General features: G+C 33.4%; 13 protein-coding genes and 1 pseudogene. 13 read left to right on the plus strand and 1 reads right to left on the minus strand.

Annotation, left to right across the window (positions count from 1 at the left end; all coding sequences use genetic code 11):
- Positions 1 to 145: 145 nt before the first annotated feature.
- Entirely contained in the window at positions 146 to 2,071 is a 1,926-nt protein-coding gene (locus GCL60_RS17435) for a methyl-accepting chemotaxis protein (protein WP_272914809.1), read from the minus strand.
- Positions 2,072 to 2,242: 171 nt separating this feature from the next.
- Here GCL60_RS17435 and GCL60_RS04635 point away from each other — a divergent pair, with 171 nt between their 5' ends.
- From GCL60_RS04635 to GCL60_RS04690, 13 genes and pseudogenes are all read left to right on the plus strand, one after another.
- Positions 2,243 to 3,868 carry a SpoIIE family protein phosphatase gene (locus tag GCL60_RS04635; protein ID WP_153418717.1) on the plus strand — a complete coding sequence of 542 codons (1,626 nt, stop codon included), beginning with the start codon at positions 2,243 to 2,245 and terminating at the stop codon, positions 3,866 to 3,868.
- A gap of 17 nt (positions 3,869 to 3,885) precedes the next feature.
- Positions 3,886 to 4,809, plus strand: coding sequence for a PDZ domain-containing protein (locus GCL60_RS04640; RefSeq protein WP_153418718.1), 924 nt, complete (start codon positions 3,886 to 3,888; stop codon positions 4,807 to 4,809).
- Positions 4,806 to 5,762, plus strand: a complete 957-nt coding sequence (locus GCL60_RS04645; protein ID WP_153418719.1) for a hypothetical protein — start codon at positions 4,806 to 4,808, stop codon at positions 5,760 to 5,762. Before GCL60_RS04640 ends, GCL60_RS04645 begins: the two co-directional genes overlap by 4 nt.
- On the plus strand, positions 5,759 to 8,194 hold the full coding sequence (gene gspD, locus GCL60_RS04650; protein WP_153418720.1) for a type II secretion system secretin GspD: 2,436 nt from the start codon (positions 5,759 to 5,761) through the stop codon (positions 8,192 to 8,194). The genes GCL60_RS04645 and gspD overlap by 4 nt, the downstream gene beginning before the upstream one ends.
- Before the next feature lie 23 nt (positions 8,195 to 8,217).
- Positions 8,218 to 10,041, plus strand: a complete 1,824-nt coding sequence (locus GCL60_RS04655; RefSeq protein ID WP_153418721.1) for a GspE/PulE family protein — start codon at positions 8,218 to 8,220, stop codon at positions 10,039 to 10,041.
- 2 nt (positions 10,042 to 10,043) lie between these two features.
- Positions 10,044 to 11,273 carry a type II secretion system F family protein gene (locus GCL60_RS04660; protein ID WP_153418722.1) on the plus strand — a complete coding sequence of 410 codons (1,230 nt, stop codon included), beginning with the start codon at positions 10,044 to 10,046 and terminating at the stop codon, positions 11,271 to 11,273.
- A gap of 53 nt (positions 11,274 to 11,326) precedes the next feature.
- The gene (locus tag GCL60_RS04665; protein ID WP_153419814.1) at positions 11,327 to 11,785 is read left to right on the plus strand and encodes a type II secretion system protein GspG; all 459 of its coding nucleotides are present in this window, start codon (positions 11,327 to 11,329) and stop codon (positions 11,783 to 11,785) included.
- Between the two features lie 35 nt (positions 11,786 to 11,820).
- A pseudogene (locus GCL60_RS17530) lies at positions 11,821 to 11,907 on the plus strand (prepilin-type N-terminal cleavage/methylation domain-containing protein); the annotation flags it as partial.
- A 39-nt stretch (positions 11,908 to 11,946) separates the two neighbouring features.
- Entirely contained in the window at positions 11,947 to 12,627 is a 681-nt protein-coding gene (locus GCL60_RS04670; RefSeq protein ID WP_237639044.1) for a hypothetical protein, read from the plus strand.
- Complete coding sequence (locus GCL60_RS04675; protein WP_153418723.1) at positions 12,599 to 13,354, plus strand: type II secretion system protein; 756 nt, start codon at positions 12,599 to 12,601, stop codon at positions 13,352 to 13,354. Before GCL60_RS04670 ends, GCL60_RS04675 begins: the two co-directional genes overlap by 29 nt.
- Positions 13,351 to 14,100: a prepilin-type N-terminal cleavage/methylation domain-containing protein gene (locus tag GCL60_RS04680; RefSeq protein WP_153418724.1), complete on the plus strand. Its 750-nt coding sequence runs from the start codon at positions 13,351 to 13,353 to the stop codon at positions 14,098 to 14,100. Before GCL60_RS04675 ends, GCL60_RS04680 begins: the two co-directional genes overlap by 4 nt.
- A complete protein-coding gene (locus GCL60_RS04685; protein WP_153418725.1) occupies positions 14,091 to 15,389 on the plus strand; it encodes a type II secretion system minor pseudopilin in 1,299 nt (432 codons plus the stop codon). The genes GCL60_RS04680 and GCL60_RS04685 overlap by 10 nt, the downstream gene beginning before the upstream one ends.
- A 6-nt stretch (positions 15,390 to 15,395) precedes the next feature.
- Complete coding sequence (locus GCL60_RS04690) at positions 15,396 to 16,565, plus strand: metallophosphoesterase (protein ID WP_153418726.1); 1,170 nt, start codon at positions 15,396 to 15,398, stop codon at positions 16,563 to 16,565.
- Positions 16,566 to 16,603: the final 38 nt, after the last annotated feature.

Genomic DNA, 16,603 nt, shown 5'->3' on the forward strand with positions numbered 1-16,603 from the left:
CATGACCAATTAAGGATCATTCTAAAAAAATTATTTATAAGGGTTTACTAAGTTAGATTATTGCACCTTGTAAATATTTAAACAAGACCACAAATGGGAGTTTTTTCGGCAAAACTTCTAAGGGGTTCTAAAAAGTAAATAATACTTAGAAAAAGACCACATCTCCTTTTACGAGAGACTCATCATCGGCAGCTGGTGCGCTACCCGCCGATGATTCTGCTGGTTTTTGAGGCGCTGCAGCAGGTGCTTTGGGCGGTGCGCTTGCTTTGGGAGGAGCGCTTGAAGGAGGTGTTGATTGTGGAGGTGTTCCTGCAGGCGATGAAGGGGGTGGAGTTCCTCCACCAGATGATCCACCCCCACCTCCACTTGTACCACCTTCGTTAGATCCGCCACCTCCGTGTTGATGAGCTGCTTTTAAAGCAAGAGCATCATTTTGAAGCGCTTTATTTAAAAGTTCTTCTATATTAATTTTGATTTTATCAAGAGGCTGTAGTGCCTGATCGATCTGTTGTTTCGTTATGTCTTGGAATTGTAAGCTTAATATAATTTGATCAATGTTCTTTGCAACACTTTCAGAACTTGCTACTGCATTTGAAATTAATTTAGTAAACACCTCCGTACTTTCTTCAGCAGTGCGAACAAGTTCATTCACAGCATGATCCACATGCGTCTTTTTCTCTGTATTTTTCTTTAAGTTTTCTAATAAACTTCTACTAATATCTCTCACACTAGAGTTCACTTTTCCAACAATTTGAATAATGTTGTTACTTGCAAGACTTGTTCTATCTGAAAGCTTACGAACTTCTTCTGCAACCACTGAGAAACCACGACCATGCTCGCCCGCTCTCGCCGCTTCAATTGCCGCGTTCAGAGCTAGTAAGTTTGTTTGGTCAGAGATGTATTGAATTTCATCACTAATTTTATTAATTTCTGCTGTATTTACGAGAATGGTATCAATTGCCTGAGAATAATCCATATTTAATTTTGAGTTATGCTCTAACATTTCAATCATTTCACGTAACAAGGATAAACTACTTTGAATCACTTCACTTAAAGATGTATTACTATTGTTACCTTTTCCACCCCTAAACTGTGCGGATATTTCATTAGATTCTTCTAAGTGTTCTTGTGCTTTTTCATAAATAAATCTTACTTTATCCCCAATTTCTATAGCACTTCTTTCCGTTTGATGAGTTACGTTATGAAGCTGATTTGTCATTTCAGGTACTAAGGATATAATTTCTTCTAAACGTTGCACCTGTTCGCTCACACCAAGTTCTTTTTGAGATGCATCTAATTGAAGTCTTGCTAATTTATTTTGTTGATCAAGACCTCTTTCTTCTGCTAGAACAGCTCTACTTTCTAGAGATTTAGCTAAAGAATCAAATTCACGTTTTTGATCTTGGAGTTTTTTATTCATGCTCTCAGCGCTTGATTTCCAAAACTCCATATTTTTTTGCGCTTGAACATTTTTAGATTGAAATTCATGTTGCAAAGTAGACAATCTTGTATTGTTAACTTCTTCCATATGTAATAGTTGATGCCTGAGTGCAATAATTTCTCTTTGTAATAATTCTTCTTTTGTTGCTGCATCTTTTGATCTAGATGATGGCGCAGAAGTAATAGAAGGAATTGATGATGCTTGTTCAAAAGATTTCTTCTTAGAATCCAAATCATCTTTATTTTTTTGTATTTCTTTTTCACGAGAAGAAATTTCTTTTTCTCTTAGAGCCAATTCTTTTTCTTTTGTTAATAACTCTTTTTCTTTTAACTCAAGATTTTTATCTTTTTCATGTGAAGATCTATCGCCACCACCTTGGGAAGATGATTCTAATTCCTCACGTATAGCTCTTGCTGCATCATTAGCAATTTTATCAAGATCATGTGTTAGTATTTCATCAATTCGTTTCCTTACTGAGAAAAACCAGACATAAGATAATAAAAATAAAACAACACTAACCGCTGTTGTTAACATCCAATCAGTTGATAAAAACCCAGTTGCAGCAATTGCAACAGCGCCAATAATAGCAATTAATACAAATATTGTTGGTTTAAATCGGATTTCTTCCATGAAGCGCTCCAGCCGCAGTCGAAAATTCAAATACGTTCCGTTCATCGGATAATGTAACATCTTTATGAGGAGCCACAGTATTGACATAGTGAAAGAAGATTTCAAAGTTTCATTTAACTGACATCTCTTTTTAAACGATAAGTCTAGGATGAAGTTAAGGAGAATTTTCAATTGAGTTTTATAACAATTGAAGACATTATAAAAAAGTGGACCTTAAAGCTTACAGAAATGCTAAAAAATCTGTATCGCTTTGTAGGTTTTATTATTTTTATTGGAATTTTGGGAAATTATTTAGTTCCAAATTTAATGTTTAATATTTTAGTAATTATTGTTATTATTATTTGCGGATTATTTTCATATTTAATGACCCAAAAAGTTCAATTATTAATGAAAGAGTGGCACGAAGAATTTACAAATCCTACTGAAAAACTTTTACAGACCATTCAAATGGTCTCAATGCAAAAATTAGACTTATTACCTGAAGAACAATTAAATAGTTTCACCTCTGAGTCTCATTTAAAACTTTTAGAAGTGGCCAGAGGAATTCTAGAACACCAAAGATTTATTGACCAAGTTGTAGATAATATGTTTGAAATGATGTTTCTTTTAAACCAAGATGGAATAATCATGAAAGCCAATAAATCGGCATGTGAAACAACACATTTTTCACAATCTGACCTTATTGGACAACATATTCGAAAACTATTTCCTCATGCCGAAAGTCTTGTTGATTACTATTTAGAACTTGAAATTCAATTTACAACCCAAGGCTTTGTTAGAGATGTTGAAGTTTTTGTTCAAACTTCTGAAGGAGAATTGTTACCTTTTTCTATTAACGGGGTTAAAATTGAAAGCACAACAGGAGTCTTATTAGGCTATACAATGATAGCAAAAAACCAAGCTGAAACCGTAAGACTTTTTAACCAAGTAAACAAAAGTAACTATGAACTTGGTAGAGCAAACGAAGAGCTTGCTAAACGTTACGACCAAATCAAAAAGGAGATAGAAGAAAAAGAAGGACAGAGAAGAACTTTAGAGATGGAATTAGCCACAAGCCAACTTGTCCAAAAAACTTTTTTGCCTCAAGTAGCGCCAGAACACCCAAATGTAGACTGTGCTGGTACGGCTATTCCTGCTGCATTTTGCGGAGGAGATTGGTGGAATACTGTAACATTAAAAGACAAATTTTTTGTTTTTATCGCCGATGTGACTGGTCACGGTACAGCAAGTGCCATGGTAACAGCGGCTGTTTCTGGTTACTTTGTTTCAGTTAAGAGCAAACTCTTTGCAGGAGAAAACCTAGATGTTGATGACATTCTTTCAGGATTTGATACAGTGCTTTCTAGCATGGGTCATAGTGACGTAAGTTACAACATGACTTGTTTTTCATGTGTATTTGATTTTGAAAAGAAAGTTATCCGATTTGCAAATGCAGGGCATAATTTTCCTTTGTTAATTAGGGAAGATAAAAAGGTGGAAACACTTATAGCTAGTGGGAATCGTTTAGGAAATATTGGGGCAACCCGTATTGACAATAAAGTATTTGAAAAAAAAGAAATTCCTATGGCTGGCGGTGAATTTATCTTTTTCTATACTGATGGATTAATAGAAAACAAAAATGACAAAGATGAGGAGTATGGCAAACGACGCCTCAGAAAGTTCATTGAAAAAAACTACACAAAAGCTAGTTCTGAATTCATTTCGCTGCTTTTACAAGATAGCCTTGAGTTTTATGGCGCAGGAAAAGCACTTGAGGACGACATAACTGTGGTCGTTACCAAAATAAAACAACCTTAATTTAAGAATTAGTGAAAATGATTCAAATTGCTTCTAAACTTAAATACAAGTTATTTTCTTCTGACGCGAGTATACCGCCTGCAGAAAAGGTAACTCCTGTATTTTACACAATTGCAGGAATAGCTTTTTTATTTGGAATTACAACTACTTTACTTAATCTTTTTTGGAAAACAAACCCACCCACACAAAAAAAACCAATTGCTACCGTCGAACGAGAAAATGAAAAAGGAAATACAGATCTTTACTCTATTATTAACAGAAATTTATTTAATATCAAGGGATTAATCCCAGACGCAGAAGAGGATGGGAGTAAAGCATGCTCCCTTGAGCCGTTTAAATCCAATTTACCTTATAAAATTTCGGGAATTCTTTTTGGAGGCACATCTGAAACAAGTTTAGTTGTATTTGACTCAGGAACAAACCCTGTTTTTAAACAAGGCGACTCACTTCCTCAAGGAGGAGTTCTCTATTCTATTGAAAAAAATAGAATTTTAGTCACAAACAAAAACTGCCCCGAATTCATTGAGCTTACATCTCCACCACCACCCGATGCGCGATCTCGCTCTCCACAAAACGCTTCTGGCGCTAATTACAAAGAAGATGGATTTGAAAGAAATGGAAATGCAACAACGGCCTCAAAACAATGGGTTAATAATATTTTAACAAATGATTTTGCAAAAACCCTTGAAGAAGCAAAGGCAAGCCCTAATTTAGTAGGGGGGCAGGTAAAAGGATTCGTTATTACAAATATCACTCAAAATAGTGTTTATGCAAAACTTGGCTTAAAAGATGGAGATATCGTATCAGCAATTAATGGGATTGAATTAAATGATGCGGCACGTGCCATTCAAACATTAAATTCCATGCGAAATGAAAATACAATTGATCTCCAAATTATGCGTGGCGGTCAGCCAATTTCTTTTAAAGTGAACGTCCAATGACACAAAAAACAAATGATCAGAAAGACATAAGCTCAGTTTCTAACAACAATTTTTTAAAAAGTTGGAATCATAAAAATATTTTAGTTTTTAGAAAATATTTTTTTATTTGTTCAGGTATATTCATAGGATCTGTAATATTAAATACAATTATTTCTATGAAGCTAATAAAACCATTAAAAAGCTCCAACGAAATACTTGTATATTCTGCTTCAAAAAGCTCTGGTCAGTCCTATATTCAACTGAGAAAATCAATAATTTCTAGAAATATTTTAAATAGATCAGGGGCCATTCCTTCGGAAGATTTAGATGATAATCCTTTAGGATTAATAAAGAATTTTGAAGAAGTTCCCTGTAGTAACCAAGATGAAAAGCTACCCGTTGAACTTGTGGGCATTCTTTTCACTGGCAATCCCAAGACGAATTTAGTAACATTTAAAGACTCTAGAGTAGAAACAGCAGATGTTTATAGAGAAGGGCAACATATCATTGAATACGACGCCTATGAAATATACAAAATTGCTAGCCCCTCAGCCGTACAATTACGCAATCAAAACAAAAAAATATGTCTATTTACAGGCTCTCAACAAAGAACTGCAGCAAAAAAACCAGAAGATATCTCTGGAAATGAAGATCAAGTTACTGAATTAGATTCTGAGTTTGTTAGTGAACAAATTGGCCCTGGATTTTCCAGAATACTAAATTCAGCAAGGCTTGTACCCGAATCTGTGAATGGAAAAACGATAGGTTTTAAAATATATGGTATTACTTCGGGAAGTTTGTTTGAAAAAATAAAACTAGAAAACGGAGATGTAATCACAAGTGTTAATGGAATTAATCTAGAAGATCCTTCGCAAGGCTTTAAAATCTATGAAGCTCTGCAAGATGAAACAAATATTACTTTGCAAATTAAAAGGGCTGGCGGACAGATGACTAAAAAGGTAACAGTTAGATGAATCAGAAAAACTTTCATAACGCTTTAAATAATACTTCACGAAGAAGAGGTAAAAACAAAGCGATACCTATTGCTTTAATTACTGCATTTTTAGGAACAACTTTCAACAATACTTCGGTAATTGCTCAAACGCCACCAATTCCCAAACCACAATCGTTACCACCACCAGCTTCTGATCCAGCACCAAATCCGTCTAAAAATAACAATAATAACCAAAATAACTCTAAAAATAAAAATGTATCTAATTCCGCCGCACCATCTTCGCCAACAAAAAAATCACAATCTGATGCAGTCCCTCATGGACAAGATCTCGTCAGCATTGATTTTCCAAACGGCGCTAATTTAAGTGATATTATCAAAACAGTTGGTATGTGGACAGGAAAAAACTTTGTTTTAGCCCAAGGTGTTGCAGGTTCTTCTAGAATTTCTATTATATCTCCTGAGCAAGTAACAAAAGAAGAAGCTTATCAAGCATTCTTAAGTGCATTAAATATTTCTGGTTTCACTACTGTTGACACAGGATCTGTTGTTAAAATTCTTCCTATTGCAAACGCAAAATCATCTAATATAAAAACATATTATGGAGAAAACTGGTCTCCATCAACAGATGAAATTATCAATCAGGTAATTCCGTTACGTTACATTGATGCAAATACAGTAATTAACCAACTTCGTCCTTTATTGGGTGTTACTCAATATGCAGCGTTTACAACAACAAATTCACTTATATTGACAGATACAGGAAACCGCATTCGCCGTATTCTTGAAGTTATTAAATTATTAGATGCAAAAACAAATCAGCCTATCGTAACAATTGTTCCTATTAATTATATGGACGCTAAAGATACCGTTACAAAAGTAAATGAAATATTCGGAAATAGAAATGGACCTTCCCTAAGTGTTCAAAAAGTCCTTGCCGACGAAAGAACAAACTCTATCATTTTAGTTGGTCCATCTTCTGGTCTCGATGATGTTGTACGTTTTATTCAGCGCATTGATAAACCGGCTTTAGATCAAAACTCACAAACGATGGTTCGAGTTCGTCCTCTAGATTACGCCGATGCGGAAAAGCTAGCTCAAACACTTCAAGCTCTTACACAAGGGACTAAAAACCAATCAAATACGTTTCGTCCTGCATTTTATCCCCCTCCTATGAATATGCCTGGAGCTCCTGGAGCACCACAACAAGGCCAAGCTGTTGCCGATTTAAACGGAGTTAAAGTAACATCTGATAAAGCAACAAACTCCTTGGTTATTCAAGGTAACAAATCTGCATTTGATGAACTTGATAACATTATTGCACAACTCGATAAACGCCGCGCGCAGGTTTATGTTGAAGCAAATATTATTGATATGAATATATCAAATGGTTTTACATGGGCACCATCTGTTTTAGGTGGCGCAAGTGGTGGTAACGGAACAACAATTCCATTTGGATTTAATGCAACACAAGGTGCACCATTATTTTTCTCACAAACAGGAACAACTCCCGATCCAACAAGTTTAGGAAATGTTTTGGGTGGTGCTGCATTAGGAATTATGGGCACAAGTCCAATTAATTTAGGACCATTTAGTTTGACTCCTGGTGCCTTATTATTTGCAATGAAAACAGATGCAAATTCAAATATTTTGCAAACTCCAAGTATGATGGTTTCTGATAATGAACCAGCTTCATTTGCATCAAACCAGGAATATAGTGCTGTGTATACAGTACAAAATACTACAGGAAATGGAACTGTTCAACAACCAACAAAATACACAGTATCTACCGAACTTAAAGTAACACCTCAAATTTCACGCGCCGACTTTGTTACCATGAAAATCAATTTAAAACTTGATGATGCTGGTGCAATAGATGATAAAACTGGGGCACCAAACCCTATTAGCAAGCGTTCTGCGGAGTCTGTTGTGATTGTTCAAAATGGACAAACAGCTGTTATAGGTGGATTAACACAAGATAAAACTACAGTAACAGATTCTAAAGTTCCATTGCTTGGAGATATTCCTATCCTTGGCTGGTTATTTAAAAAGTCTTTGAGAAATAAAGTAAAAACTAGTTTAAATGTATATATAACACCACATATTGTTCGTAATTCTGAAGATCTTGAAAAAATTTATAGTCAAAAAATTAAAGACCGTGATGATTTCTTAAAAATTTATTACGGTGATAAATACAGAGATCAAGAATTTTATTCTAAACTTCCAACAGAAGAAGCAGGAAAAGCACCTCCTCCAAAAAAAGAAGATTTTAGTAATAACAATGAAAATCAAAACAATACGCAAGTTGATCCTTTACCGAAAAAGGCTCCATTGCCTAGCGAAGATCCGAACCCAATTAACGCGCCTTCTAGCAATGGCAGCGGTAGTGGAGGATTTGGATTCCCACAATCAGCGCCAGCATCTGCTCCACCGCCTCCTCCCTTTAATAATTAAATAAAAGAGGTGCAAACAGCTCAATGACAAATAAGCAAGAAAATACGAACAATAGCGATGCTGTGAATAACATTTTTTCTAAAATTAAAGCAACAAAAGAAAATATTGATGCAAATGAATATTCTTCTAAAAATAGAAATATGGAAGACATTTTACATAATGATTTTCGTATTTCTCAAAATCAAATAGAAGAAGCAATATTAGAACAAAAAGCAACGAATCGATCTCTAAGTGAAATTTTAATTGAAAATGAATTGATTCTTGAAGTTGACATGCTAAAAGCGCTTGCAATTCATTTAAATCTTGAGTTTCGCGATAACTTTCCTTTTCATGAAATTAATCCTAAATTAATTTCTAAATTAAATATAAGTTTCTGTTTACAGCATATGTTTATTCCTATTTCAGAAGATGAGCTTAACGTAACTGTTGCTGTAGCAAATCCTTTAGACACGGTTAGTATTGATGATCTTCGAGTTCTTTTAAATAAAAATATTAAACGAATTGTTGCTCCAAAAGATCTCGTTGAAGCTGCTATTAATAATGTTTTTGAAAGACAAGAACTAGTTGATCAAAACAAAGGTCTTACAGCAGATGATGAAATTGATGGTATTGAAGGCCTCGATGTCGCTCATAACCTTCTTCAGGATAATGAAGAAGCTCCTGTAAGAAAAGAAGTAACAGCAATCATTCGTCGTAGTATCTCTGAAAAAGCATCTGATATTCATATTGAACCTTTTGAAGATCGAGTATCTGTGCGCTTTCGTGTCGACGGAAGACTTAAAGAAGTACGTGTTATTCCAAAAAAATACCAATCAAGTGTTTCTACCCGTATTAAAATATTAGCTAAATTAAATATTGCTGAAAGTAGACTTCCCCAAGATGGTCGTATTACTTTAAAAGTAGGAACTCGAGAAATTGATGTGCGCGTTAGTACTCTCCCTATTAAATTCGGGGAAAGAATTGTGTTACGTATTCTTGATAAATCGGGTGGATTGCCAAATTTAGACGATATTGGATTACCCAAAGCGTTACTTAAAAATTTTAAACAAGTAATCAATCAAAAACATGGAATTGTTTTAGTTACAGGACCTACAGGTTCCGGAAAAACAACCACTCTTGCATCTGCATTAATGCATATCAATAAACCAGATGTAAGTATTATAACGGTTGAAGATCCCGTGGAAGTTCAGCTTCCAGGAGTAAGTCAAGTTGAGGTAAATGATCGGGCAGGACTTAGTTTTGCTGCAGCGTTACGTTCTATTTTACGTCAAAACCCAAATATTATTTTAATAGGTGAAATTCGTGACGCGGAAACAGCTCAAATTGCTGTGCAAGCTTCGATTACGGGTCACCTTGTATTTAGTACTCTGCATACAAACGATACTGCGGCTTCTGTTACTCGTCTTGTTGACTTTGGAATTGAACCTTTTCAAATTACAACTGCTGTTGTTGCTATTTTAGCTGTCCGACTTGTTAGAAAAGTATGCATGAATTGTCGCGAACAAACGACTCATACTGCAGAAGAATTAAATTTATTTGGATTAACAACGAAACAAACAGCAGGAAAAGTTTTTTATAAAGCCAGAGATGGTGGATGTCCTAATTGCAAGACAAGTGGATATTCAGGGCGTATTGGTATTTATGAACTTCTTGTATTTGATGAACACGTAAGAAATTTTGTTTTAAAAAGTTCCGATGGTGCCAGTTTGAAAAAAATGTGTGTGCAACGTGGTATGAAAACACTAAGAGATTCTGCGCAAGAACGTTTTTTAAATGGAGAAACAACTCTTGAAGAAGCTCTTTATGCAACTCAAGCTGAACATGAACAAGAAAATGAGGTAATTTAATTATGCCGATGTATTCTTACAGAGGCCAAAATTCTAAAACTGGAAAAAAAATTAAAGCTTATATTGAAGCTGAATCACCTAAAGATGCAAAACTAAAATTAAAAAAACAAAATATCTACGTTCTTGAAATGAAAGTAGATAATAGATCTAGTGCCGCTGAAGGCAAATCTGGAATTATTGCAATCTTAAATCGAAAACCACCAAAACAAGAAGATATTGCTGTTGCTACAAAACAATTTGCTATTTTGTTACGATCAGCAGTTGACATTAATGACGCCTTAAGAGCTATTTCAGAACAAGTTGAGAATGAAGAATTAAAATCTGTTTATATAAAAATGAGAGAATTAGTTTCGGAAGGAAAATCTTTATCCGATGCTCATAAAAACTTTCCAAAAGTTTTTACAAATATCTATACAAATATGATTGCTGCTGCTGAAAAAGCAGGCGCACTTCCTTTAGTAATGCAAAGATTATCTGAATTTATTACATATCAAATAGAAATAAAAAGAAAAGTTGTAGGTGCGTTAACTTATCCTGCTTTAATGGTTGTTATGGCAATTGCTGTTGTCATTTATTTATTTGTTAAAGTAATGCCTCAAATGACAAAATCATTTACCACACTTAAAGTAACACTCCCTTGGTATACCATTTTAATGAATGATATTTCAAATTGGATGCAAGATTGGTGGCTTATTTGTATTTTGTTTCTTGCAGGAATTGGTTTTGCCATTTACTCTTGGTCTAAGACTGAAAAAGGTCGTTATAAAATCGATTTGTTTATGTATACTGCACCCATTTTTGGACCACTCATACAAAGAGTTACCGTTTCTCGTTTCTCTAAAACTCTTTCAACAATTTTATCGAGTGGCGTAAGAATTGTAGAAGGTTTACAACTCACAAGAAAAGTAGTTGGAAACACTGTAATGGAAAAAGCTTTGGATGAGGCTATCATTAAAGTTCAAGATGGAGATAAACTTGCAACTGCGTTGGAAAGAACAGGAAGATTTCCAACAATGGTTATCCACATGTTAAGAACAGGAGAGAAAACAGGGCAATTAGAAGAAATGCTTGTAAATATTTCTGATGTTTATGATGAAGATGTGAATAATCAAATTGTAGCAACAACACGCTTAATTGAACCAGCTATGATGGTTTTTATGGCTGTAATCGTTTTTATGATGGTAATGGCCGTAATTGGACCTATGATGGCTGCCATGAACCAGTTGCATTGAGTTCTAGTATTTGTATAATTATATTTCTTTTTAGACTATGGGGATGTTAACTTATGAAAATGAAAAATTTTTTAAAATTAAAAAGATCTTTAAATTCACAAGCAGGTTTTTCTCTTATTGAGATTATCATTGTTGTTGCTATTATTGGTACATTAATGGGAATTATTGTGGCTCGTATTTCTGGAGGTAATGACCAAGCTAAATCAGGTATTACCGATACTAAAGCTTATACTCTTCAATCAAAATTAATTCAGTATCAATTAGCAGTAGGTAAATACCCAACTTCAGCTCAAGGCCTTCAAGCCTTAACAACCAATCCTGGAACACCAATTGCTTCTGCAGATGATCTTACAGATGGTTGGGGAAATCCTTTTGATTATAAATTAACAGCAAAAGGCCCTCTAATTACATCTAATGGTGCAGAAGGCACTCCAAATAGTGCCGGTTCACTTTGTTACTTAAATGGTAAAAAAGCGGATTGTAAAACCATAGATGCGGGAGCAACAAACTGAAACTCCCCTCGCTCAATTTTATTTGTTTAAGATTAATTCAAAATAAAAAAAATCGAAGACAAGATGGTTTTACTTTAATTGAAATCATCATTGTCCTTGGGATTATTGGTGCTATTGCAGGTGTTGTTATACCCAATTTAACCCTTTCTGTTGATTCCCAAATGTCCTCTAGTCTAAGAAGTTTAACGGGTCAAATTCGAGCTGCATACGATGATGCCATCTTTTCAGGTCGTCTGCATAGAATGATATTCGATATAAAAACGGGAGAATATTGGGTCGAGCAAGCACCGCTTGGTTTTGAAGGGCGCCCTCCTCTAATGGATTCAGATTCTGAATCCGAATCGTTATTAAAAAAAGATAAAAGAAACGATTTGATCAAACTTTTTGATGAACAATATAAAAATAATTTTGATAGACAAATGCCTACAAGTACTGCTTCAAATATGAAATATTATTCCATACGGAGTATACCAGTTGTTCAAAGAAAAATATTAAAACCCATTGAATGGCGTGAAATAAATGATGCTGTTACATACCGACAAAAACTTCAAGGTAATGTTGTTTTTGCTCAAATTCTTTCTGCCGTATCATCTAAAAAATTTGATTTTGTAGCAATTACTAATAATAATGACAAGTCAAAAAAAGAATATGCATATATTTATTTTTTACCTAATGGAACAGCTACGGCAACTTCAATTAAGTTGGCGACTCGTTCTAAAAATATTGAAACTTCTATTAATGAAGAAGGCCCTAAATTCACCATAAATTTAAATTCTCTTACTGGCGAATCCAATTTGCTAGAAGGCTTTCAAGATGCAAACTTTACTTTACCAAGAAAATAAAAATTTAAATTTAGCAAATCAAAAAATAAATCATTCTGAAAAAGGATTTACTTTAATAGAATGTATCCTTGCTGTTGGAATTTTATCAATTGTTGTTGCTAGTATTGTTGGTTTACAATCATCTATTATTTCAGTTACTCAAATAGCAACTGATGGTATGAGAGCTTCTTGGGCTGTTCGTTCCACAATAGCACAAATGCAATATTTAGTTGAAATGCAAGGCCAATCCAAATTGCCTGAGAATACTACGTTTCCATGGGTTACAGATAATCAATTTGTGATCACAATTAATAGAACAGAATTAAAAGATGTTAAAATTTCACAATTTTTAACAAGTGCCATGGGTGTATATAATATTGTAAATCCTGCAGGTAATGAAAATATTGATTCAGAAAGAATGTTTTCTTCTATAAATAATGTTTTAGATCAAAACTTATCCTCTAGTCCAAAAGGTTATTTTAGTAACTTTACCATAAATGTAAAGTGGAATAGCGGTTTAATTCCCAAAACAATATCTGAAGGTTTTTTCTTTATTGATAATGATACTTTTAAAGGAATTTCCGAAAAATTACCTAAAATTGGGAATAGTGATGATAAGGATTCTGGCGGTGATAAGAGCGGCAGCACTTCCAATGGAGGAAGTACTAGCGGTGGAACAAATAGTGGTTCAAATAATGGTACACCCAGTGGTGGCGCTGGTGGCGGCGCAGCAGGTGGATCAAAATGAATAACTCACAAAATGGTTTTACTTTAATAGAAATTATTTTATCCATTTCAATATTGGCTACTATAGGCGTTTTAACTATTAATATATTATCTACACAAATTGATACTAGAGAAAAAGTAACAGCGCAAAATACAGCTCAGCATTCCATAAATATGGCTATGGAACGAATTTATTCGGATATTCAAAGTGCTTACATTACAAATCCAAATGATTCAAATTCTTTAAATACAAATATACGTCCTATAATACCTCAGTTTTCGTTTAAAAATGAAAATTTAATTATGTCAGTTAAAAATTATAAATCACTTATTGAAAATTCAAATCAAAGTAACTTAGCTATTGTTCGATATTATATTCGTCCCAACCCTAAAGACACAAAAACAATGCAACTTATTCGTGTAGTAGATACAGATATGGTTGAAAAAATAGAAAATACAGGAGTAGGAGTATCTGAAGTATTGGTCCCAGATTTAAAAGAATTTTCACTTAGCTTCTGGAATGGAACAGAGTATCAAAGAGAATGGGACTCAACAGCAAATGATACCCAAGGAAAACTCCCCAAATTAGTTAAAATTCATTTACAGAGTTACTTTAGACAAACAAATGCGGAAAAACAACTGACTGAAGTCTCACCAACAACGAAACAAGAAAGAAGATTTATTGCTCTCGACACAATTGTATATATTATGAGCACAATAGGTGTTCAAGAAATGACTACCCAATCTGGAGATTATAAATGGCAATAAAAAAATTAATCTCCCTCAAAAATAAAATTCTAAATTTGAAAAAAAAACAAAACGGCTTTGCACTTATATTTGTACTTGTCTTTGTTGCCATGATTATGGGTGTAGTCGGTGATATTGTTTATCAAACCCAAGTGGGAGCAAGAGGTTCAATTGAAGAACGAAATGGCCTCGATGCACAAGCAACCGCTTTAACAGGAATTGAATTTGCTAAAATAATGTTATCTTTAAGTATATTATCAGAAAAATATCAAGGTAATCCTTTAGTACCCATTCCTAAAAATTTATATAATTTATTAAATGGACAACCCATAGGCTCGTCTGGTTTAGAAAAATTAGAAGAATTATCGGGAGCAAATATTTCTAAAGCGATTGCACCTGGAATACAACAAGCACTTAAAGTTATTCCTGGATATTTTGTATTAAATATTTCATCTGAAAACTCAAAATTAAATTTAAATTTATTGCAATCCACCTATTCAGCAGATACTCAAAAAGCCTTATTACGTATTTTTTCTACTCCCGATTCACAAAAATTTATAGAATCTATGGGGTATACTCCACAACAATTAGTTGATAACTTAACAAGTTACATTAAAATTTCCTCAACAAATAATGCTGCCGCTGGTGCATATGATAATATTGGTGCAAAATACAAAGCTAAAAATGGTGGTTTAGAGTCTTTAGAAGAATTAAGAAGAATTCCAGGATTCCATTTAGATGATATTTACAATATGTATTCCCCTTATTTCACAATATGGCCTATTGTGCCAAAAAAAGGAAATTTAAATATAAATAATGTTCCTGTTGAACTTGTTGCTGCTTTGTTGACACAAAATGGTCAAGAAGTAAACAACCAAGAAATGGATACATTTGAAAATTTTAGGGAAAAACCAATTATTAAAGAATCTCCTAAAGATTGGTTTGCTAAAAATTTACCCGCAACAAAAGATAACCCAGATACAGTAAAAATCATTGAGCTTTTATTTGGAAACACCGATACCATATATCGTGTTGAATCGAGAGGTGTTGTAAACGGAGTTGAAAAAACATTGGTTGTTATTTTACAACAAGGTGATTTTTCCAGCAAAGGAAACGACAATAAGGGAACTGATAATAAGGATAATGACAACAAAGGTAACGATAATAAGGGAACTGATAACAAAGATAAAGATAATAAAGGAAATGATAACAAAGGTAACGATAATAAGGGAACTGATAACAAAGGAAATGATAACAAGAAAACAAATTCAACTCCTAGTTTTAATGTTATTTATAGCATGTGGAAGTAAGTTCTTATGTTTTTAAAAATGCTTTTTTCCATTTCTATCGCTATACTAGTTACCATTTTGGGACATTATTATTTATATTCCCGTATCATTTTTCCTATTTTTGGCAAAAGTCCTTTTTGGATTACAACTTTTACATGTCTCTGGTCTATGACTTTTTTTGGTTTTATTATTTTACGTATCGTCCCACATTTTTTAAGAAAAATATTTGAAATTTTCATGTTCATATGGATGGGAGTTGCTTTTTTATTTACACTTGTTTGTCTTTTAACCTCTCCAATAAACATGTTTTTAAAAGCTAATAATTACAATACAGCTTATTTAAGTTACTTTGTTTTATTCTCAGGAACAATTTTAACAATATATTCAATGTATTTAGCTTTAAAAAAGCCTATTGTTATTGAAAAAGAAATTAAAATAAAAAACGACCTTCCAAAAATAATTAATGAACTTAAATTTGTTGTATTAAGTGATATCCATGTTTCAGGATTAATTGGTAGAAAAAAAATGAAATATCTTGCTGAAGTTGTAAACCAACTAAAACCAGATATTATTTTTATTACTGGAGACCTAATGGATGGATCAGTTAACCAATTAAAAAAAGAAATCGCTCCTCTTGAAACACTTTATGCAAAATATGGGATTTATTATATTACAGGAAATCATGAATATTATAGCGGTCCTTTAAATTGGAAAAGACATTTTGCAGAAAAATTTCATTGGAAAGTAATTTCTAACTCTTCACACTCCCTTAAAATAAATGATTTAGTAATAAATATTTTAGGAATAGAAGACAGACATTGGCTTAGTTATGAAAAAATCCCAAGAAAGCTCGATAAACGTTTGCATCAAGCAGTCCATCATTTAGAACAAAAAGGTTTTCAAAAAGAACACTCTTTAAATGTTTTATTAGCTCACCAGCCTAAGGATTCGCGATTATTGGTTCAATTTCCATTTATTGATCTACAAATTTCAGGCCACACTCATGGGGGTCAAATTTGGCCTTTACAATATATTGTAAAAAAAGACCAAAAATATGTTAAAGGGCTTTATCAAATAAACGAAAACCAACAAATTTATGTTAACCAAGGCACAGGATTTTGGGGACCACCTATGCGCTTAGGAACAAATTGTGAAATATCGCTATTAACTTTTAAACAAGAGAAGGAAAGGAGTTGAATTTAAATCATTCATTTATGTTATCTTATATGTTTGAT

The sequence above is a fragment of the Silvanigrella paludirubra genome, from assembly GCF_009208775.1.
Lineage (GTDB): Bacteria > Bdellovibrionota_B > Oligoflexia > Silvanigrellales > Silvanigrellaceae > Silvanigrella > Silvanigrella paludirubra.